Below are 20763 nucleotides of genomic sequence, written 5' to 3' on the forward strand. Positions count from 1 at the left end.
GAAAGCGCTTGCCTTTAACCTTGGGGAGTTACGTGATGGTCAATAGACGCCAACTGCTCATCCTCGGCGCGCTGGGCGCGGCCGCACCCGCGCTGAGCGCCTGCGGTGGGGGAGACGACAGCTCCGGCACGGTGACGCTCAACTTCGCGTTCTGGGGCAACGACGACCGGGCCGGCAAGTACCAGCAGGCCGTCGACCTGTTCCAGCAGCAGAACGCCGGGATCAAGGTGCAGACCTCGTTCGCCGCGTGGGACGTCTACTGGCAGCAGCGCTCCACCGAGGCGGCCAGCTCCAGCCTGCCCGACGTGCTCCAGATGGACCTCGCCTACCTCGCCAAATACGCCCGCACCCGCCAGCTGCGCGCCCTCGACGACCAGTTCGGCGACGGCCTGAACGTCACCGGCATCGACCCGAACATCCTGCCCGCCGGCAAGTACGAGGACGGCACGTACGGCATCCCCACCGGCACCAACGCGTTCACCCTCAACTACAACGCGGCGATGCTGACGGAGCTCGGCATCGACGAGCCGAAGGCGCCGATGACCTGGGCGCAGTACCAGCAGTTCATCAAGGACGTCTCGGCCAAGGGCGCCGGCCGGCCGGAGAAGGTCTACGGCTCCGGCGACTACACCAGCGTCTTCTGGATCTACCTGCACTACCTGCGGCAGTCCGGCAAGGAGCCGTTCACCGGCAACAAGCTGAACTTCACCGAGGCCGACCTGACCGCCTGGTGGGAGTCGACCGCCGCGATGCGCCCCACCGAGCTGCTGCCGGCCAAGGTCACCACCGAGCTCAAACCGGTGTCGCCGTTCGCCAAGAGCCGTACCGCCAGCGAGTTCTCCTGGGACAACCAGATCGCCGGATACATCGGCGACTCCGGTGGCAAGGGCGAGTTCAAGCAGCTCCCGCTGCCCTCCGACTCCGGCACCAGCGGGCTGTTCTTCAAGGCCGCGATGCTGCTGTCGGTCGCCCAGAACAGCGAGCACCCCGCGCAGGCGGTCAAGCTCGTCGACTTCCTCACCAACAACCCCGAGGTCGGCAGGATCTTCGGTACGTCACGCGGCGTCCCCGTCGTCCCGGCGCAGCGCGACGCGATCCAGGCGACCGGGACGGACGCGAACGTGCTTGCGTACGAGGACAGCGTGCGGTCGTCCGTCGGAGCCTCCCAGGGCGCACTACCCGAGGGATTCGGCACCATCGAGACCGAGTTCCTGACCATCTCCGAGGAGATCAACTACGGTCGGGCCACCCCGGCCGAGGCCGCGAAACGCTGGTTCGCCAGCGCCGCCGACGCGCTGGAACAGTGACCGTGCCGGTGACCGAACGCCGGCGGCGGGAGACCACCGCCGGCTACACCTTCCTGTCGCCCTGGCTGCTCGGGCTCGTCCTGCTCACCGCCGGGCCGATGATCGCCTCGCTGTACCTGTCGTTCACCTCGTACGACCTGTTCAGCGACCCCGAGTGGATCGGCCTGGAGAACTACACCAAACTGTTCGCCGACGAGCGGTTCCGGCACTCGGTGACCGTCACCCTCGGCTACGTGCTGCTGGCCACCCCGCTCAAACTGGCCGCCGCCCTGGCCGTCGCGGTGCTGCTCAACGGCCGCCGCCGGGGCCAGGGCTTCTACCGGTCGGCGTTCTACGCCCCGTCGCTGATCGGCGCCAGCGTCTCCATCGCGATCGTCTGGAAGGCCCTGTTCAGCAGCGACGGCGCGGTCGACCGGATCGGCGAGTTCGTCGGCTGGCACTCCGGCGGCTGGGTCGGCAACCCGTCGCTGTCGATGCCGATGCTGGTGCTGCTGTCGGTGTGGCAGTTCGGCGCCCCGATGGTGATCTTCCTGGCCGGGCTGAAGCAGGTGCCCGCCGAGATCACCGAGGCGGCCCTGGTCGACGGGGCGAGCCGGGCCCGCCGGTTCTGGAGCATCACCTTGCCGATGATCTCGCCGGTGCTGTTCTTCAATCTGATCCTGGAGACGATCCACGCCTTCCAGATCTTCAATTCGGCGTACGTCATCTCCGGCGGCAACGGCTCCCCGGCCGGCTCCACCCTGTTCTACACGCTCTACCTCTACATGCGCGGCTTCGCCGACCTGCGGATGGGGTACGCGTCCGCGATGGCCTGGCTGCTCGCCCTCGCCGTGGCGGTACTGACCCTGATCATGTTCCGTACGTCGAAGTCGTGGGTCCACTACGGAGGCGACCAATCGTGAGAACCTCACGCGCCGGCAGCATCGGCTTCCACCTCGGCGCCCTGGCCGTACTGGTGATCGTCCTGTACCCCGGGGTCTGGACCATCGCCTCGTCGTTCAAGGAACGCAGCCAGATCATCGGCACCGCCAACCCGTTCCCGGACGTGCCGACGCTGGACAACTTCCGGACCGCGCTGTCCGGCATCGCCGGGATCAGCTTCTGGCAGTTCTTCGGCAACTCGCTGCTGCTCGCGGTCCTGTCGGTGCTCACCATCGTCATTTCCAGTGCGATCAGCGCGTACGCCTTCGCCCGGCTCCGCTTCCCCGGCCGCGACCTGTGGTTCGCCCTGATGATCGGCACGATGCTGGTGCCCGCGCACGTGATGCTGATCCCGCAGTACATCGTGTTCCAGAAAGCCGGCCTGGTGAACACGTTCGTGCCGCTGCTGATCGGCAAACTGCTCGCCACCGACGCGTTCTTCGTCTTCCTGATGGTCCAGTTCATCCGCAGCATGCCCCGCGAACTCGACGAGGCCGCCCAGGTCGACGGCGCCGGCCACGCCCGGATCTTCGGCTCGATCATCCTGCCGCTGCTGCGCCCGGCCATCGCCACCAGCTCGATCTTCGCGTTCATCTGGAGCTGGAACGACTTCCTCGGCCCACTGCTCTATCTGAAGAAACCGGACATGTACACGCTGCCGCTGGCTCTGCGCCTCTACATCGACCAGACCACCACCTCCGACTACGGGGCGCAGATCGCGATGGCGGTGCTGGCCCTCGTACCGGTGCTGCTGATGTTCTTCGTCTTCCAGCGGTATCTCGTCGAGGGCGTCGCCACGCAGGGGCTCAAGGGATGAACGCCCGGTTCGCGCTGTTCGGCGAAGTGCTGATCACCGGGGTGGCGGTGGCGTCGGCATCGCTCGGGCTGGTCACCGCGCTGCCCGCGGCCATCGCCGGAGCCGGGCACCTGCGCCGCCACATCGACGGGGTCGGCGGCGGGGTGGGAGCGGTGGCCGCCGACTTCCGCGCCGCCCTGCGCGGGCTGCCGGCGGCGAGCGTGGCGGTACCCGTACTCACCGGGCTGCTGACCTGGAATCTGACCGCCGGCCGCCAGGCCGGAACCGGCGCCGTCCTCGCCTGCCTGATCGTCGCCGCCCTCGGCGCCGTCGCCGTGGTGCGCCTGGCCGGCACCTGGACCCCGGACGCCCCGCCCGGCTCGATCGACGCCGTCCGGACCGCGGTACGCCACACCGTCACCGACCCGGCCGGCAGCGCCCTGCTGGCCGGTGCGCTGCTCGGCGCCGCCGTCATCGGCTGGATGCTCGCGCCGATGGCGCTAATCACACCCGGTCTGGTGCTGCTGGCCTCGCTAGGGGTCGACCGCCGCCTCTATCTTGGACGCCCGAAGGTGTGAAAGATTAGTGCGGCGATTGACCGACGATGGGGGTTCGTTGAGGATGCCGGCCGACTCCGCTCCGCGATTCGTGCTCACCGCGGCCCTCGCCGCCGGCATGATCGGCCTGCCCGCGTCACCCGCGTTCGCCGCGCCCCGGTCCGCCCCGTGCTACACCGGCGAGGTGTCGTCCGCCGACCGGGCCACCGCCCAGCAGCTCAAATCACGGATGACCGGCAAACGCCTGGGCGCCGCCGTCAACGGCAGCCACCTGTCCTGCGCCCGGGTCATCGTCGACACCGTGCAGGCCCGCGGCCTGCCCCAGCGGGCCGCGGTCATCGCGATCGCCACCGCCATCGCCGAGAGCACCCTGCACAACTACACCCAGGCCGTCGACCACGACAGTCTCGGCCTGTTCCAGCAGCGGCCCTCCCAGGGCTGGGGGCGCCCCGCCCAGCTGACCGACCCGGTGTTCGCGACCAACGCGTTCCTCAACGCCATGCTGCGCAAATACCCCGGCGACCGGTGGATGACCGGCGACATCGGGGCGATCTGCCAGAAAGTGCAGGTGTCGGCCTACCCGTTGGCCTACACGCCTGAGGTCGACGACGCGGCGCTGATCGTCAACGCGCTGTGGCCACAGCCGGCCGGCACCACCACGGCACCGCCCCCGGCCGCCGAGGAGGAGACGCCCACCGGGCCGTACCAGAAGGCGCTGCACGCCGGCGGCGCCGAGCTGGGCGCGATGCCGGGCCGGCACGAAGTCCTCACCGCCGACTGGAACGGCGACGGCAAGACCGACCTGCTCGCCGTCAAGGGCACCGGCACCGCCACCGGCAAGACCGAAGTCCACATCATGGACGGCGCGTCCAAGTTCTCCCGCCTGTCCCTGTCGGTGGCGACCGCGCTCGGACCCACCGACGAGACCTATGAGTACGCGATGGGCTCCCACGGCGACGACAAGAGACCCGACCTGTTCGTGGTGCGGAAATCCGGCACCGCCAGCGGAAAGACCGAGCTGCGGGTGCTCGACGGCACCTCCTCGTTCCGGCAGGTCGCCGCCGAGACGATCACCGGCCTGCCGGCCACCGACCAGCGGCACCGGTTCGCGGTCATCGACGGCAACCTGGTCGTGGTGCAGACCGAGGGCACCAAGTCCGGCAAGGTCGAGCTGCAGATCGTGGACAAGGCCTCCGGCTACCAGAAGGTGAGCGCGGTGATCGTCACCAAGGCGCCGGCCGGCCCCGACCGCGACATCACCGTCACCGACTGGAACGCCGACGGCAAACCCGACCTGGTCCTGCTGCACAAGTCGACCACCGCCACCGGCAAGACCGGAGTCCAGGTGCTGGACGGCGCGTCCCAGTTCCAGAAGACCCTGGCCGAGGCGGACACCGCTCCCGGCGTCTCCACCCACCTGGCCGTGGCCGTTCTGGACTGGAACGACGACAAACGCCCCGACATCATGATGCTCCAGACCACCGGAACCGCCAGCGGCCGCACCGAACTGGTGATCCTCGGCGGCTGACCCCGAGCCCGGCCGGTTCGCGATTCCCCAGGACCGGGCGCGCACGTCGCCCGGTTCGTGTGCGGGCGTCTGGCGACCCGGCCCGGTGGCGCACGCACGTCGGCTGGGGAGCCCGTGCCGGCCCATGGCGCCGTCGCGGGCACCCGATCCGCCAGCGTGTGCGCTGGTGGGATGCATGGGACCCGCGGGCTGTCGGCGTGTGCGCTGGTCGGGGTGCATTCCACACCCGTGCCGGCGTGCATCCCACACCCGCGCCGGGATCTATGCCATTCCCACGCCGGGGGCACCCCGCACCCGTGCCGGGGTGCATGCCATTCCCGCGCCGGGGGGCACCCCACACCCGCGCCGGGGTGCATGCCATATGCATGCCGGGGCGCACGCTATACCCGCGCCGGGATGTGGGCTGGCCGGGTGCATGTCGTCAGGGGCCACCGCATTCGGCCCGGCGGTCGCCGGACGGTCCGCCGGTGACGCGGACCTCGCGCGGACCGGACAGGACGACCCGATCGGTGTGGACCCTTACGGCGTACCCACAAGGGTTTGGGAAACGACGACCGCCCGGCGGCCGGCGCGGACCTGGAGAGACGCGGACCGGGGCCGGAGCGAGTCGGACCAGGCAGATCGGTTCGCGGAAGCCGCGTTGTATCTCCACGGGCCCGGCTCTGGTTCACTGTGCGGGTGTTTTCGCGCAATGCCACCGCCCGGCTGGTTCTGTTGATCGTTCTGGTGCTGGCGTGTGCCGTCACGGTTGCCGTGGCCGGGGTGCCCGAGCCGGAGCGGCTTGCCGCCGGTGTTGTCGAGCTGGGGGTGTTCGGGCCGGTCGCGGTGGTCGGTGGGACCACGCTGCTGCTCGCGGCTCTGGTGCCGCGTTCGGTGCTGGCGGCCGGTGCGGGGCTGGTGTTCGGGCCGCTGGCCGGTGGCGGATATGTGCTGGCCGGGGCGGCTCTGGCGGCCCTGCTCGCGTTCGGCGCCGGGCGGGTGCTGGGCCGGGAGTTCGTGGCCGCCCGGGGGCGGCTGGCCGGGCTGGACGCGTGGCTGGCCCGGCGCGGCGTGCTCAGTGTGGCGTTGATGCGGATTCTGCCGATCGCCCCGTTCGGCCTGGTCAGCTACGGGTTCGGGACGACCGCGATTCGGGTGCGCCACTATCTGATCGGTACCGCGATCGGCGCCGCACCGAGCACGCTGGTCTACGCCACGCTCGGGGACAGCGCGCTGAGTCCGGGCAGCCCGGGTTTCGCGCTGTCGATCGGGGCGGCGGTGCTGCTGGCGGCCGGGGGAGCGGTGGCCACCGCGATCCTGCGCCGTCCTACGCCTTATGCGGAATTGGTTTGCCCTAATTTATCCGTTTATGACGAAGATCCAGTGGGCGAACTACCCACTTCTCGCTGACCACGAGCCCGGCCGCCGCTGGCTGCAGTTCACCGCGAACATCGGCCGCGCTCCCAACACGATCGATGCCTACGGCCGGGCAGCCGAGGACCACCTGCGCTTCTGCCGTCGCGAGGGCTTCGACCCGTTGACCGCGAAGGCGGACGTAGTCGCCGGATGGATCGGTGACCTGCGAGCACGCCCGCATCCGCGCTCAGTCAAGGTGGTGCATCTCGACTCCGGCGCTGGGCTGGCCAACGCCACGATTCAGCAGCGCGTGGTCGCGGTGCGCTCGTTCTACGCGTTCATGGTCGAGGACGGCCTTCGCGAGCTCAACCCGGTGCGCCGCGGCCAGTCCGGCCGCGGCGGCCGGCGGCCCAAGCGTGGGCTGGTACGGCGGGTCGAGAAGGCGCCGTGGATCCCGCACGAGCAGGCGTGGGCGGCCATCATCGGCGCGGTTGCGCAGGAAGGCCTGCGCAATCGGCTCATGGTCGCGCTGGCCTACGACGGTGCGCTGCGCCGTGAGGAGCTGGTCGCGCTCGAGGTGGACGACTTCGACCCGGCTTACTCCCTGATCCATCTACGGGCGGAGACCACCAAGAGCAAGCGAGCACGGGAGGTCGCTTACGGCGCGGCCACCGCCCAGCTGTTCGGCGCCTATTTGCGACACCGGCGCGAGCGCTTCGGCCGGGTCGGCGGCGCGTTGCTGCGCAGCGAATCACCGCGCAATCACGGCGCCGCGCTGAGCCGCTGGAGCTGGTCGAAGATCGTGGAAGGCATCGCCGCCCGCTCCAGGGTGCCACGGCTGTCCACGCACACGTTCCGGCATCTGCGCCTGACCGACCTGGCCCGAGCCGAGTGGGCGCTCGACCAGATCGCGCAGTACGCCGGACATCGCGACCTCGATACCACGCTGAAGTACATCCACCTCAGCGGCCGAGAGCTGGCCGAGCGGTTACACCGCAGCATGAACGCGATCCACGCTCAGCGGGAAGCACTGCTGGCCTCGCTCACGGCGGTGGCCGGATGAGCGCCTTGATCGCCACCGAGTTGGTTCCGGCGCCGACCGTCGGCAACGAGCCGGACCGGTTCGACTTCGAGATCACCCCGCAGCAGTGGAGCACGCTGGCGGCGTTCGATACCCGCGACTCGTGCAAGCTCAAGCAGCACGAGCGGTTGGTGCTGCGCAACATCGTCGAGCCCATCGACGCCGTCACGGCGTCGTGGCCGGCGAACCATCAGAATGCGCCGCGGAACCTGCTGCTGCGGTTGATGAGTCGCCAGCAAACGCCGTTCTGGCGGTGGGACGAGGCGACCTGGACGACGCTGTGTTCCCACGGCGGTGAAGTCCCGGTAACCCAACGGTTCCCCATCATCGCGCTGGCGAAGCTGCTCTGCGACCAGCCCCGGCTGCACATCCGAGCCGGTGTGATCCAATTGCACCGGCTTGCCGACCTGATGTTCGGCGCCGAGCCGGTCCGGGCGGCGGTCGACGAGACGATCAGCGTGCTATCCGCCTGGGGCGCTTACCGCGACGCGCAGAGCTGGACGATCAGCAACGCCGTTCTCGACGTCATCCTCACCGTCGGCAGCGCCTCTCTGCGCGACGTCACCTACGAGCACCTCGTGAACATGACCGCCGAGTACCGGCCGGGCATGTCTCGCCGCCAGGGAATCTTCAAGCTCTCCCGGGTCCTGGCCCATCTGGGCGTCATCCCGCAGCCTCTGACCAACAACCACCACCGGCAAGGCATCCGTCCGTCAACCCTGGCCAGTGTTCCCGACGAATGGCTCGACTGGGCGCAACGCTGGCGGACGCTCGCGACGCAAGAACCCGCCACCGTCCGGGTCATGTTCTCGATCATCCTAGTCGCCGGACGGTGGGCCGCGGAGAAGCACCCGGACCGGATCTCGCCGGACCTGTGGACGCGGGACATGGCCGCCGAGTACGTCGCCGACACGATGACCGCGGTGGTCGGGCAGTGGGCCGGCCACAACACGAACAAGACGAACTTCGGTAAGAAGCTCGGCGCCTCCGGTATGGCCAACCGGCTCGACTCGCTGCGCGGCTTCTTCTGCGACCTGATCGAGTGGGAATGGATCACACCGCGGTTCGACCCGCGCCGGGTGCTGTCCTCGCCGGTGTCGGTGCGCGCCGCGCTCGGCCCCAACCCTCGCATCATCGACGACGCGGCCTGGGCCAAGCTCATGGCCGCCGGACTCACGCTCAACGTCGAGGACCTCACCGAATACGGAACGCCCTCGGCACGCGAGGCCGGCAACGGCCAGACCTACTACCCGATCGAGATGATCCGGGCACTGGTCGGGGTCTGGCTGTTCGGTGCCCTGCGCATCGACGAGATCCGCCGGCTGGAAGCCGACTGCGTCATCTGGGACACCGGCCGGGACGCCGACTCCGGCGCCGAGTTCCAGGTCTGCCTGCTACGGGTTCCGGCGAACAAGACCAGCAGAGCGTTCAATAAGCCCGTCGACCCCCTCGTCGGGCAGTTGATCGAAGCCTGGAAGCTCGTCCGGCCACCACAGCCGCTGATCCCGGACCGCAAGACCGGGCAGCCCAAGGAGCACCTGTTCTGCCACCGCGGGCTCCTGATCGGCAAGGCACACCTCAACGACTACGTCATCCCGGCGCTCTGCCGCAAAGCCGGCATTCCCGAGTCCGACTCCCGGGGCGCGCTCACCAGCCATCGCGCCCGCGCCACGATCGCCACCCAGCTGCTCAACGCCCGCGAACCACTGACCCTGGTCGACCTCCAGCAGTGGCTCGGACACAAGCACGCGGCCAGCACCAGGCACTATGCCCAGATCCTGCAACGCACCCTGGCGGCCGCTTACAAGAAGGCCGACTACTTCACCCGCAACCTGCGCACCATCCAAGTCCTGGTCGACCGCGACAGCATCACCTCCGGCGCCGCCGCGACCGGAACTCCGTGGAAGTACTACGACCTCGGCGACGGCTACTGCTCCTACGACTTCTTCGCCAAGTGCCCACACCGGCTGTCCTGCGCCCGGTGCCCCTTCTACCTGCCCAAGCAAACCAGCGCCGGGCAGGTCATCTCGGTTCGTGACGGCATCGACCGAATGCTCGAAACCGTCGACCTCACCGATGACGAGCGCGCCGCGCTCGAAGGCGACCGCGAAGCCCTCGAAGCCCTCGCCCAACGCCTCGCCGACACACCGACGCCTGCCGGACCGACACCCCGGGCCCTCGGCACGGCCGACGCCTTCATCCCGCTGACGCAGCTGCTCGACAGCCTGCCCAGCACACCGCCGCAGAAGAGATAGGACACATTTGCTGCCCACCCCTCATCAGCATTCACCATCGGTCGGCCCACCCTCCCGGCCGGAAGCTCAGTCGTCGAACTCCTCGTCTTCGTCGTCGTCCGCGACCATCAACCACTCGCCGGACAGCCGATCCCGCACCGCCTGCACCGCCTCCGGCGTCCGGCCATAGACCCACAGCCACGTCTCGCCGTCATTTCGCAGCAGCACATCGGGACCGGCGAACCAGCGGACTCCCGGCCCATCCATCCCTGCCCAGAAGGGGAAAACCGGCAGCGGCAGGCGCTCGAACGCGGCGCTCACCAGGGCATTAGTGGTGTCGTCCAACTCCCGGTTGTCGACGTCGCGCTCGTCGGCAGAGAACATCGCCTCCGACATCACCATCTCGACAAGCGCTACCGAAAGTCGATCCGAGTAGGGCACCCAGCCGTCTCCGACGTTCACCACGACCGGCGGATCGTCCTGACCGATCGACCGGGCAGGAACACCCCACGATGCGCAGCCCTGCGCCTCCACCCGAAACACCAGGACACCAGCAGGGTCAACGTCAAGACTCTGTGGCGATATCAAGCTGTCCTGAGCGGCGGTCAGGTCCCATCGGCGACCGAACAGCAGATAAGCCTCACGCAGTGCGGCCGGCAACGCGAAACCGATCCGGTCCTCGCCCACCTGCACCAGGGCCGGGTCAACACCATCGCCCTCGACGACTGGACGGCCATACGCCGCGGTCAGCGTTCGAACGAACTCCCACCCTCGGTGGCGGTCACCGGCGGTCAGTTCGTCGAGACCCTCGAGCATGTCGATCACGATACAGACGCCCACCGCACTCACCCAGAAGAGTCGTTCTTCGAGGAGCAGGCAGGCCAATTCCACCTAACTTGCCGGTTTCAGCAGCGGAGCCGCCAGCTCCCCGGGCGCGTTGATCATGCGGTCGTGGCCGGCGGTCAGCTTTTAAGCCACGTCCGCCGGATCGGTGATCCCGAACGATTCGATCGGCGGGATCCGCCACGGCTTCGCCCCGGCCGCCGCCCGGTCGATCAGGACCCGGGTGACCGGCATGACGTCGGCGATCCGGCCGGGCACCCGCTCGGCGACGGCGGAGATCACCATGCCGGCGTAGCTGTGCCCGACGAGGACCACGTCGATCAGGTCTTCGGCGCGGATGAGCGCGACGACGTCGTCGACGTGGGAGCTCAGGGTGATCGAGGGGCCGGCCGGGTGACGTTTGCCGCCGTACCCGGTGAGGCACGGATCGAGGCGGCTCGTATCGACTACGACCGAACGGCTGATGGGATTGCCTTGACCGGCCCTCCAATACTCTAGGGATGGATATGAATACGGGGGGTTACTACACGCAAGAACCTGCCCGGCCCCGGTTCGGTACGGGTGCCCGGATCGGCGTCGCCGCCGGCGCTGTGGTCCTGCTCGGCGGCTTCTGCCTGGTGCCGGCCCTGTTGAAGGACAGCGACGCGGCCACCACCAGGAGTGGGCTGGCCGCCACCACCCAGCCCACGCTGGAGAGCACGCCGACCGTACCGCCGCTGGATCCGAAGGCCGTCCAGTTCGCCCTCGACGAGGCGAACGGCAAACTGTCCGCCGGGGTCGCCGCGCTGCGCAAGGCCACCACACCGCGGGCGGTGTCCAGTGCCGCCGACGAGCTGGCCGACACGGTCCGCTCCCAGACGTCCACCCTGTCCGGCCTGACCGTGCCGCCGGAGGCCGCGTCCGCGCACAACGACCTGGTCTCCGCGCTCGCCGCGCTGGAGGACGAGCTGTCCACGGTGGCGAGTTCGGCCGACAGCCGGGACATCTGCACCGGTGGGGCGGCCAGCGCCGCGCTGAGCCGGGCCGGTGCCGCCGCCGACGTCCGGTCCGCGGCCTCCGCGCTGGGCGGCGACTACGAGTTCGGCTCGTTCCTGCCGGCGGTGACCAAGGATCAGAAGCGGCGTAAGGCCAACGGCACCTACCTGCGGCGGGTGACCGGCGGCAGCGGCCAGTTGAAGACCGACAACGGCAACCCCTCGGACACCGTGATCAAGCTGGTCAAGGTGGGTGCGAAGAAGCCGTCCGTGGTGGTCTACGTGCGGGGCAAGAAGAAGGTCACCACCGGCCGGATCAGAGACGGCAACTACCAGATCTTCATGTCGTCCGGCACCGACTGGGACGGCAAACGGTTCACCCGCGACTGCGGATTCAGCAGATTCGACTCGAACTTCAAGTTCACCACCACCTCCCGGCAGTACACGATCTGGTCGATCAGCCTGAAGGTCCGCCTCGGCGGCAACGCGCCGTCAACCGACGTCGACCCCGACGCGTTCCCCGACTGACCGGCGCCGGTGCGGCGGGGTCAGCTCCAGGTGAAGCCGGTGCGCCACTCGGAGCCGCCGGTCAGATAGGACCGGAACGCCTCGCGGACCCGCTCCAGGGTCAGCACACCGTCGGCGCGGTGGTGGTGGCCGTCCTCGCGGTACTCCAGCACCCACGGGTCGCCGGTGGCGTCCGGGGTCCAGACGTTGCCGGCCTGGAGGTAGTCGTCGGGAGCGCCGCTGAGCACGGCGAACTTGCCGAACGCGTCAGCGGCGAGCACCTCGTCGAGCCGCGCCGGGTCGATCGCCGGGATCGTGCCCAGCGCCTCGGTGGTCAGCCCCATCGGTCCGGTGATCATGGGTGGTGAGCGTACGCCAGCACGTGGGCCCAGGTCTGGGCGAACCACAGGTCGCCGTCACGCAGCAGGGGCCGCATCCCGGTCGGTTCGCCGCCGGCCAGTTCGGCGCGCAGTTCGGCGGCGATCCGGTCGGCCACCTCGTCCGGGGTGCGGGACTGGTCCAGCCAGGTGCTCAGCGGCCGGACCACCTCGAACACCTCGGCCGCCACCAACTCCGCGCCGGACGCGATCAGGACCCGCTCGATCTCCATGACGGTGCGCATGGTGCCGTGCGACGGGTCGCGCAGGCGTTCGATCCGGTCCGGGTCGCCGCGCAGGCCGGGAGTGCGCACCAGGTCGGCGACCACCACCCGGCCGCCGGGACGGCACACCCGGACCATCTCGGTCAGGATCGCGTCCGGCTCGGTCGCCTGGTGGATCGAGAACCGGGTCACCACCAGGGAGAACGAACCGTCCAGAAAGGGCATGCGGCCGGCGTCGCCCTCCTGGAAGACGACGGTGGGCAGGCCTTCCGCGTCGGCTGACGCCTTGCCGATGGCCAGCATCTCCGGGGTCATGTCCAGGGCGGTCACCTGCCGGACCCGGCCGGCGAGGGCCCGGGCGACCAGCCCGGTGCCGCATGCCACGTCCAGGCACACGTCGCCGGCGACCGGGGCGGCGAAATCGACCAGGCGGTCCAGGTGGCGGGTGAGCGCGTCGTTGAGCCGCCCGTCCTCGAACGTCTCGGCCTGCCGGGCGAACTCCCGCCTAATCAGATCGCGGTGCGTCATCGAAACCATCCTTCACGGGTCGTGGCGCGTTGTCGCATCCGTCACCGGTTCGAGGAGTGACTCCTGAGGTCAGCCTAAACGACTTCGGCATTTACCGGGTTCGATAGAAAAGCTGATTTGTCAGCCGCGCAGGACCTGAACCAGGTCGGCGAACTCGGCGTCGGCGGCGAGTTCGCCGAGGGCCTCGTGCAGGGCGGCCTCATTGGTCGGGCGGGCCGCGGTGAGGGTGCGGCGCCCGTCCGGGGTGACCTCGGTGTAGATGCCGCGCCGGTCGGTGGGGCAGATGTAGCGCGACAGCAGGCCGCGTTCCTCGAGGCGGGCGACGAGCCGGGTGGTCGCCGACTGGCTGAGCGCGACCGCGGCGGCGACCTGTTTCATCTGCATGTGGCCGCCGTCGCCGTAGTGCTGGTGGCTGAGCACTTCGAGCAGGGAGAACTCGCGGACGCTGATGCCGTGGGCGGGCTGGAGGGCGCGCTCGATGTGCGAGCTGATCCGGTCGTGCAGGACCTGTAGCGCGCACCAGCGCTGGGCCAGGGCTGTCATGGCGTACATCATAGCTGTTTGCAAAATACGGCGTCTGCAACTAACTTTGCTTGCGTTCGGCAATACAAGGCGTACGCAAGTATTTAGGAGCCGGGTCGTCATGCCTCAGCTGTTCACGCCCCTCACCCTGCCCGCGCCGCGAGGCCCGGGGCTCACCCTGCGCAACCGGGCGATCATCGCGCCGATGTGCCAGTACGTGATCGACGCCGAGGACGGGGTGCCCACCGACTGGCACCTGCAGCACCTGGGCTCGTTCGCGGCCGGCGGCTTCGGCCTGATCACCGTCGAGGCCACCGGCGTCGAGGCGCGCGGCCGGATCAGCCCGCGCGACGTCGGGCTGTACGACGACGAGCAGCAGCGCGCCCATCAGCGGGTGGTCGCCTTCCTGCACTCCCAGGGCGCGGCCGCCGCGGTGCAGCTCGCCCACGCCGGCGGCAAGGCGTCCACCCACCCCTGGCTGCCCGGCGCCTCGGCCGGCACGGTCCCGGTCACCGAGGGCGGCTGGACCACGGTCAGCGCGGTCGATGGCCCGGTGCTGCCCGGACTGGACGCCGCGAAGGGCCTGAGCGTGGCCGAGATCGCCGAGGTGGTCGCCGCGTTCGCCGACGCGGCCCGCCGGGCGGACGCCGCCGGGTACGACACCATCCAGCTGCACGCCGCGCACGGCTACCTGATGCACCAGTTCCTGTCACCGCTGACCAACACCCGCGCCGACGAGTACGGCGGCGACGAGGAGGGCCGCACCCGGCTGGTCCGCGAAGTGGCCGCCGCGGTCCGCGCGGTCTGGCCGGCGCACAAGCCGCTCGGCATCCGGATCAGCGCCACCGACTGGCTGGACGGCGCCTGGGACGTGGCCGCCTCCGCCCGGCTGATCCGCCGGCTCGCCGACGAGCACGGCGTGACCTGGGTGGACGTCTCGTCCGGCGGTCTCGGCGGTGGCGCGGCGATCCCGGTCAGCCCCGGCTACCAGGTGCCGCTGGCCGCCGACCTGGTCCGCGAGTTGGCCGGCACGCCGGTGGTGGTCAGCGCGGTCGGCCTGATCGACGACCCGGTGCAGGCGGAGACCATCCTGGCCACCGGTCAGGCACACGCGGTGTCGATCGGCCGGGCCGCACTGCGCGACCCGCACTGGGCCGCGTCCGCCGCGTCCCGTCTCGGCGTCCCGGCCACCGACCTGCCGCACGCTCCGCAGCTCTGGCGCGCGGGCTGGTGACCTGACGGTAATCAAGATCGAATACTGTTCGCACGATGAGTGACATCCTCGTCGTGGCGGCCTGGCTGGGTCCGAACAAGATGTTCAACCCGTCCCAGGGCAAGTCGTACGTGTTCGGCATCTTCACCGTCACCCCACAGCGCCTGACGTTCGCCGCGTCGGACGGCACCCTCCCCATCGACGTGGCCCGTAGCGAGGCCACCGTCGAGTGGCCGTTCTGGCTGATGGGCGGCGCCTGCCGGCTGACCACCCCGGCGACCACCGGCATCCTCTCCTTCGGACGCCCGTTCCCGAACGCGCCCCTGCCCGAGCAGGAGTCCGTGGACCGGGCGCTGGCCACCCTGGAGGGCGTGCACCAGCAGCCGATGGAGACCCTGCGAGCGGCGATCGTCATCCCCGAGGAGGAGATGACCGACGCCAAGATGGGCCGCGTGGTCGGCGCCCAGGTCAAGGCGACCCTGTCCTGACCGGTGACCGGCCGGGACGTCCTCCCGGCCGGTCCACTCAGGCGCCGGAGCCGATGATGGCGTGGGTGATCCCGCTGACGGCTTTGTCGATGTCATTGAGTGACCGTTCCCATCGGGCGAGCCGCTGCTGGACCTCGAGCAGGCCGTCCTTGTTGGTCCGGGCCTGCCCGACGGCGTCCTTGGCCTCCTTGAGCATTTCGGAGAAGCGACTCTCCAGCTCGGTGCTCATCGCGTCGGTGCGGCCGCGCAACTCGACGGCCAACTCGCGGGCATACTTCTCGGCGAGGCTGCGCGCGTCCCGGCTCAGCTCCTCGGCGAAGCTCTCCGCGGTCATGGCCCGCGCTCTGCGGCGGCCGATCTGCCGGACGATGAGCGGTATGGCGATGGCCGCGACGACCAGGGGAGCGGCGACCGTGGCCAGTGCGGCGGCCGAGGTGGTCCCGACCAGCGCAGCGGTGCCGTACGCGGCCCCGCCACCGCCCAGCATCAGCCCGCTGACCACCCCGGTGGTCGAGATCGTGGTGGAGTTCGGATCCGGCCGCAGTGCCGCGTAGGTGGTCAGGCCGGCCAGCCAACCGCGCAGGGTCTCCTCGTCCACCGTGTGCGCGCTGCCGGTCAGGGCCCGTTCCAGTTCCGCCATGTGGCCGGTGAACTGTTTGATGAGTGGCAGCAGATCCTGCTGGAGGATGTCCTCACGTTCCTCCATCAGGCCACCGATCCCGTCGGCGGCGATCGAGAACTCCTGCATCGCCTGGCTGAGCTGAACCTGCAGATGTGTGCTCAGATGCTCGGCGGTCGCGACCCGGCCCCGCAGAAGCGGCGCGCGGGGCGCCTGCTTCGCCCAGCTCGGCACCTCGGCCACCTTCTGCCGGAGGAACGCCTCGGTCCGCTGCTGGACAAGCGATTCGGTACGTTCCAGCCAGGTCAGCAGACTGGCCCCGATCCGCCCGATGGTCTTCTGGATCTCGGTGCCCCGCTCCGACTCGTTCTCGAGAGCCGTCCACAGCTCCTCGGAACTACGGCTGAGCATCTCCCGTCTGCGCCGGATCGACTCGCGGAGCAGCAGGACCTCCTGACGGATCACCTCGGCCGGCCGCTGGATCTTGATCATGGTCCGGCTCCGGTGCAGGAACTCGCGGACCGACGCCTCCAGCTCCAGCACACCGGACCCGCGAAGCTTGTCCTCGTCCGATTCCTGAGTGCGGGCCTCCAGAGCGTCCAGGGCGCTGGTGAAGAAGATCCGTGGATCACCCGTCGGTGAGTCGGCCTTGGCGATCGCCCGGCAGCGCAGTTCGACCGAGGCCCGGTCCGCGGGCCGGCGAAGCTCGTCGAACTGGTTGACCACGTAGAAGATGTCCTGATGACCGTAGGTCCGTAGCATCTTCAGGTAGTGGTCGCGGTCGTGTTGTTTGAACGCCGCTTTCGCCATGGTCACGTAGATCACCGCGTCGACCTTCGGCAGATAGCTGAGTGTCACCGACTCCCGGACCAGGTCCTCGTTCATTCCGGCGCTGTCGATGAGCTGGACGTAGTCACGCAGGATGTCGACCGGGCCCTGCACCACACCCGAGGTGTACGGGCTGTCGGTAGGGGAGTCCTCGTCCTCGAACCGGAGGGCGACCGCCTCCTGGAACTCCTCCAGCGACACGATCTCGGTGATGCCGTGCCCACGCTCAGGATCGAATCTGGTCAGCTCGGCCGACCAGCTGTCGGCCCAGCGGACCTCGGTGGTGAAAGCGGTGGTCGGGTTGGCGCGCATGGGTAGAACGTCGTGCCCGAGCAACGCGTTTATCAGGGTGCTCTTACCGCTGCTGAAATCGCCGAAGACCATGATCCGGAAAGCGCTGTCCAGCATGCTCTCCCGGGCGGCGTCGAGCCGCTGGGCCGCGGTCAGCCGGTCCGCGTCGGCCGGTTCGTCCAGTTCGGCGAGTTGGGCGATCGTCTTCACCTCGGCGTAGAGGTCGACGATCCGGGCACGGTGCGCGGCCCAGTCCTGGGTCACGAACGAGCGGTTACGTGTCATTCCGAAGCCTCTCGGTCCAGCAACTTCTCGATGTGGTCGATGTCGAACAACAGGCCTTCCCAGAGCGACCGGTCACTGTCCTCGGCCCAGGCCCGGTCCCTGGCCTCCCACCAGCTCTCCTGCCGGCGCTGTGCCGCGCCGGCAAGGCCGGTGAACAGCACACCGACCCGACGGCCGGCCGCCGCGGAGTAGACGTCGCGCCACCGTTCCAGCCCGGCCCGTACCTCGGTGGCGAGGGCCGCCCGCTGACGGTCCAGCAGATGTCTGCGCAGCGGCACCGAGATCAACCCGCCGATCAGACCGGTGAACTCGGACGCGGGCGACTTGGGTAGTTCCGCCTCCAGTCCGAGTGAAGCGAGCGCCTCACCGGTCTCGGCGATCAGTTCCGCGGTGACCTCGACGAACGTCGCCGATCGCAGAGGCCCGGGCGGGAGTGGCCGGGGAGCCATCGGCCCGAGGGACACCGGAAGGTCGAGGCGATCATCGGGCCGGGCTGACGCGGAGAACCGTACGTCGGCCTCCCCAGCCGCGTTGAACAGCGCGTCCGCGACGATCCGTTCCATGGCGGCCTCGTGCCGGTCGAGAGCGTCGGCGACGGTTTCGGCCAGCTCGTCGGCCCACAGGCTGCCTGGTTCCGCGCTGGTGCGGAGCTGTCGCAGACAGGTCCGGACGACCTCGGCACAGCATTCACGGGTCCGCCGGGTGATCACGGTGCGGAGTCTGTTCGCCTGATCGTCCAGTTCGAGCCGGAGCTCCAACCACAGCGCCTGGTTCGCCGTCCGTTCGGCGGCCAGCCGCTCCCGCATGCCACCGCGCCGGCGGGCACCGGCCGTGGCGGCGGCGATGCCACTGTCCGCGATCGCCCGCATGTCCTGGCAGGCGGTGATCAGTGCCTCCCGCCGGGCACGCCGGCGATAGCCGTCCGTGTGGTGCTCCCGGGCTATCCGGGTGAGCCGTTCCTTGAGCCGTAACCGCCGCCGCAGACTGACCGGGTCGTCCCGGTCCGGTCCCGGCGCGGGCAGCACCTCGATCGCCGGGTCCACGCGGCGGGCTACCAGTGCCGCGCGGCGCAGCACCTCGTCGTCGTCGGGTCCGTCGAGCATGGTGACCACGATCAGTGGGAGTCGTGCCCGGCCGGGCGCCGCGAGCCGGCGAAGCAACCTCTGGTCGGGCAGGGTGAGACCACCGACCCCGGGCGTCACCAGAATGGTCAGGTCGCTGGAGCGGACCGCTGTGGAGACCAGGGCCTCCCGCTCGGCGCTGCCCACCTCAGGGGCGCCGAGCCCCGGGGTGTCGACCAGTTCGATGTGTTCGCGGGACAACCACGGGCTGCCGGAGGGTACCGGCACGGCCGGGAAGACGGGATGGAACGTGTCACCGGGGTGGACGACGGTCAGCTCGGTGGTGGTCGGCACCGGGCCGACCGCCAGCAGACTCTCCCCCAGCAGTGAGTTGATCAGGGTGGACTTGCCGGCGGAGAAGTCGCCGACGAGGACCACGCGGCAGGTCTCCCGAGCCGTCCGGTCCCGAGCCGCGTGCAGCATGTCCATCACGCCGGTGAGTCCGCAGCGGCGGGCCGACTCGAGAAGATAGGCGAGTTCGGCTGATGACGTGTCGGGCAATCCCGCTCCCGGTACCTGACGGTTCGGTAAGAGTCGAGGCCCGACGGTAGCCCCGATGGAAGGCGGAACGGCACAGACCTAAGTGGCTTCCGGATCGCCCGAACGGGCGGCCGTTCCTCGGTACCCGGACGGTTTCCCGGCCGCGCGTCCACGCGGCCGGGAACCCGTCCGGCCAGGTCACCAGCCGCGTAGATGCCGGACGGTCTTGGGCTCCGGCGGGGCGCGCAGCCGGGCGGTGCCGGGGTCGGCGGACCAGTCGGTGCCGGCCGGGCGAATCACCCGTTCGAGGGTGCCGGCGGCGGCCCGTTCCAGGTCGGAGGCGAGGGCCGGTCGGGTGGACCCGGACAGCGTATTCGCGGTGGACGGCGAGGCGGTGGTCATGGTGCCGCTGCCCTCGACGACGTCACCGCCGGCACCGAGTCGGTGATCGAAGTCACAACAACATGTCTCGGTGATGATGCTCAGCTGGCTGCCAGAGTCCAGGGACCGCTCTTTCACCAGGACTTTCCTCCATCCCGCAAGATCAAAAGCGATTGCCCGGTACGGGTGGAGCACAGCCCTCGTGCCGGATTCGCCCCCGTTGGGGTGGCATCCCGAGAACAGGGCGCTGACAAGGGAAGATGTCGCACCGCGCCGGTACGATGCACCGACAGTCCGATCACTGGAGTGTCGATGTCATACCCGCCGTCCTATCCGCCACCGGGCGAACCGCTGCCGCCACCGGTCGACCCGTATGACACGCCGCAGCACACGCTTCCGCTCTACGGCGCGCCCCCGCCCGCCTACACCCCGCCGACCGTTTTCGCCCAGCCCGGATATCCGGCGCCGCCACCCCCGCCGCCGCCGCGCAACAACTCCCGCACCGTGGTGATCACCCTGCTCGCGGCGGCCATCGCGGCCGTCGTGCTGATCGGCGGTGGCGTGGTCCTCTCCCTGGTGGACACCCGCACCTCGGCCGACGACCGGCGACAGACCGGCCAGGGCGGCACCCCGGGTCCCAGCCCCAGCGCCACCCCGTCGCCGTCCGCGACCACCGACGTCTACATCCGTGAGCCGCTTCGCCTCAACGGCTACGCCAAGATCGAGGCCGAGGAGCTGGCCGGCCTCACCGCCGACCTGGAGAAGGAGCTGCGAGGCTATCCGGGCGCGGACAACGCGTTCGGCGCCGTCTACGGCGACCTGAAGAACAAGAAGCTGATCGCCGCGCTCGCCGCCGAGGTCGACATCGACGACCCGCAGGGCATGCTCGACCGGGTGTTCCAGTCGTTCAGCGGCGAGAACAAGCTCACCGGTGTCACCCCGGCCAGCACCGGCTCCCTCGGCGGCGTCGCGCAGTGCGGCGGCACCCGCATCGGCGAGGAGGACGTGGCACTCTGCGGCTGGGCCGACGAGGGCAGCGTGGGCATGTTCCTGTTCTTCTACCAGACCCCGGTCGACGTGAAAGGCGACTTCCCCGACATGCGCGCCCAGATCGAGTCCCGGCGCTGACGGCGTTTCCGCTGCCGTACCGGCGATTGATGTCCGCTGTCGTTGATGTCGAGACGGTCTCGTCGGCCTACCGGGAGATGTCGCTGGTCGCCGAGGCGCGCTCGTCGGCCTACCGGGAGACGTCGCTCGTCGGCCTGCTAGTCGGCACCATCCGCGGCTTCGGTCGTGTGATCCGGAAGGAGTACTGAAACCGCC

General features: G+C 69.6%; 21 protein-coding genes. 13 read left to right on the forward strand and 8 right to left on the reverse strand.

The features are described 5' to 3' along the window. Positions 1–35: 35 nt before the first annotated feature. The 8 genes from ACQ0O7_RS10940 to ACQ0O7_RS10975 all read left to right on the forward strand — a co-directional run bounded on the left by ACQ0O7_RS10940 (position 36) and on the right by ACQ0O7_RS10975 (position 9780). On the forward strand, positions 36–1307 hold the full coding sequence (locus ACQ0O7_RS10940) for an ABC transporter substrate-binding protein (RefSeq protein ID WP_430781828.1): 1272 nt from the start codon (positions 36–38) through the stop codon (positions 1305–1307). Beyond that, positions 1304–2209 carry a carbohydrate ABC transporter permease gene (locus ACQ0O7_RS10945; RefSeq protein ID WP_430781829.1) on the forward strand — a complete coding sequence of 302 codons (906 nt, stop codon included), beginning with the start codon at positions 1304–1306 and terminating at the stop codon, positions 2207–2209. The genes ACQ0O7_RS10940 and ACQ0O7_RS10945 overlap by 4 nt, the downstream gene beginning before the upstream one ends. Then, positions 2206–3045, forward strand: a complete 840-nt coding sequence (locus tag ACQ0O7_RS10950) for a carbohydrate ABC transporter permease (protein ID WP_430781831.1) — start codon at positions 2206–2208, stop codon at positions 3043–3045. Before ACQ0O7_RS10945 ends, ACQ0O7_RS10950 begins: the two co-directional genes overlap by 4 nt. After that, entirely contained in the window at positions 3042–3602 is a 561-nt protein-coding gene (locus ACQ0O7_RS10955) for a hypothetical protein (protein ID WP_430781832.1), read from the forward strand. The genes ACQ0O7_RS10950 and ACQ0O7_RS10955 overlap by 4 nt, the downstream gene beginning before the upstream one ends. Positions 3603–3645: 43 nt before the next feature. Then, positions 3646–5109 carry an FG-GAP repeat domain-containing protein gene (locus ACQ0O7_RS10960; protein ID WP_430781833.1) on the forward strand — a complete coding sequence of 488 codons (1464 nt, stop codon included), beginning with the start codon at positions 3646–3648 and terminating at the stop codon, positions 5107–5109. 678 nt (positions 5110–5787) lie between these two features. Further along, positions 5788–6498 (forward strand): TVP38/TMEM64 family protein, encoded by a 711-nt coding sequence (locus tag ACQ0O7_RS10965; RefSeq protein WP_430781834.1) that lies wholly within the window; start codon positions 5788–5790, stop codon positions 6496–6498. Next, positions 6458–7507 (forward strand): tyrosine-type recombinase/integrase, encoded by a 1050-nt coding sequence (locus tag ACQ0O7_RS10970; protein ID WP_430781836.1) that lies wholly within the window; start codon positions 6458–6460, stop codon positions 7505–7507. Before ACQ0O7_RS10965 ends, ACQ0O7_RS10970 begins: the two co-directional genes overlap by 41 nt. Next, entirely contained in the window at positions 7504–9780 is a 2277-nt protein-coding gene (locus ACQ0O7_RS10975) for a tyrosine-type recombinase/integrase (protein ID WP_430781837.1), read from the forward strand. The genes ACQ0O7_RS10970 and ACQ0O7_RS10975 overlap by 4 nt, the downstream gene beginning before the upstream one ends. A gap of 66 nt (positions 9781–9846) precedes the next feature. Here ACQ0O7_RS10975 and ACQ0O7_RS10980 read toward each other — a convergent pair whose 3' ends face one another. Together ACQ0O7_RS10980 and ACQ0O7_RS10985 are read right to left on the reverse strand one after the other, a co-directional pair. Further along, positions 9847–10575: a hypothetical protein gene (locus ACQ0O7_RS10980; RefSeq protein ID WP_430781838.1), complete on the reverse strand. Its 729-nt coding sequence runs from the start codon at positions 10573–10575 to the stop codon at positions 9847–9849. Positions 10576–10728: 153 nt separating this feature from the next. After that, positions 10729–10917, reverse strand: a complete 189-nt coding sequence (locus ACQ0O7_RS10985) for a hypothetical protein (RefSeq protein ID WP_430781839.1) — start codon at positions 10915–10917, stop codon at positions 10729–10731. 185 nt (positions 10918–11102) lie between these two features. On the opposite strand from ACQ0O7_RS10985, the gene ACQ0O7_RS10990 reads away from it, so the two are divergent. After that, positions 11103–12104, forward strand: coding sequence for a hypothetical protein (locus ACQ0O7_RS10990; protein WP_430781840.1), 1002 nt, complete (start codon positions 11103–11105; stop codon positions 12102–12104). 20 nt (positions 12105–12124) lie between these two features. Here ACQ0O7_RS10990 and ACQ0O7_RS10995 read toward each other — a convergent pair whose 3' ends face one another. From ACQ0O7_RS10995 to ACQ0O7_RS11005, 3 genes are all read right to left on the reverse strand, one after another. Continuing rightward, positions 12125–12442, reverse strand: coding sequence for a hypothetical protein (locus ACQ0O7_RS10995; RefSeq protein ID WP_430781841.1), 318 nt, complete (start codon positions 12440–12442; stop codon positions 12125–12127). Next, positions 12439–13212, reverse strand: coding sequence for a class I SAM-dependent methyltransferase (locus ACQ0O7_RS11000; RefSeq protein ID WP_430781842.1), 774 nt, complete (start codon positions 13210–13212; stop codon positions 12439–12441). The genes ACQ0O7_RS10995 and ACQ0O7_RS11000 overlap by 4 nt, the downstream gene beginning before the upstream one ends. A gap of 120 nt (positions 13213–13332) precedes the next feature. Continuing rightward, entirely contained in the window at positions 13333–13755 is a 423-nt protein-coding gene (locus ACQ0O7_RS11005; protein ID WP_430781843.1) for a MarR family winged helix-turn-helix transcriptional regulator, read from the reverse strand. Between the two features lie 100 nt (positions 13756–13855). On the opposite strand from ACQ0O7_RS11005, the gene ACQ0O7_RS11010 reads away from it, so the two are divergent. Both ACQ0O7_RS11010 and ACQ0O7_RS11015 read left to right on the forward strand, forming a co-directional pair. Next, a complete protein-coding gene (locus tag ACQ0O7_RS11010; RefSeq protein WP_430781844.1) occupies positions 13856–14968 on the forward strand; it encodes an oxidoreductase in 1113 nt (370 codons plus the stop codon). A 35-nt stretch (positions 14969–15003) separates the two neighbouring features. Next, positions 15004–15435 (forward strand): hypothetical protein, encoded by a 432-nt coding sequence (locus ACQ0O7_RS11015; protein ID WP_430781845.1) that lies wholly within the window; start codon positions 15004–15006, stop codon positions 15433–15435. A gap of 37 nt (positions 15436–15472) precedes the next feature. Here the strand turns inward: ACQ0O7_RS11015 and ACQ0O7_RS11020 are convergent, their stop codons facing one another. The 3 genes from ACQ0O7_RS11020 to ACQ0O7_RS11030 form a co-directional block, all read right to left on the reverse strand. Continuing rightward, positions 15473–17458, reverse strand: coding sequence for a dynamin family protein (locus ACQ0O7_RS11020; protein WP_430781846.1), 1986 nt, complete (start codon positions 17456–17458; stop codon positions 15473–15475). Continuing rightward, positions 17455–19080, reverse strand: coding sequence for a dynamin family protein (locus ACQ0O7_RS11025; protein WP_430781847.1), 1626 nt, complete (start codon positions 19078–19080; stop codon positions 17455–17457). Before ACQ0O7_RS11025 ends, ACQ0O7_RS11020 begins: the two co-directional genes overlap by 4 nt. Positions 19081–19257: 177 nt before the next feature. Then, complete coding sequence (locus ACQ0O7_RS11030) at positions 19258–19578, reverse strand: hypothetical protein (protein ID WP_430781848.1); 321 nt, start codon at positions 19576–19578, stop codon at positions 19258–19260. Positions 19579–19752: 174 nt separating this feature from the next. Between ACQ0O7_RS11030 and ACQ0O7_RS11035 the strand changes: the two genes are divergently transcribed. After that, positions 19753–20568 carry a hypothetical protein gene (locus ACQ0O7_RS11035; RefSeq protein ID WP_430781849.1) on the forward strand — a complete coding sequence of 272 codons (816 nt, stop codon included), beginning with the start codon at positions 19753–19755 and terminating at the stop codon, positions 20566–20568. Between the two features lie 29 nt (positions 20569–20597). After that, positions 20598–20756 carry a hypothetical protein gene (locus ACQ0O7_RS11040; RefSeq protein ID WP_430781850.1) on the forward strand — a complete coding sequence of 53 codons (159 nt, stop codon included), beginning with the start codon at positions 20598–20600 and terminating at the stop codon, positions 20754–20756. Positions 20757–20763 lie beyond the last annotated feature (7 nt).

The sequence above is a fragment of the Actinoplanes sp. G11-F43 genome, from assembly GCF_050589265.1.
GTDB lineage: Bacteria > Actinomycetota > Actinomycetes > Mycobacteriales > Micromonosporaceae > Actinoplanes.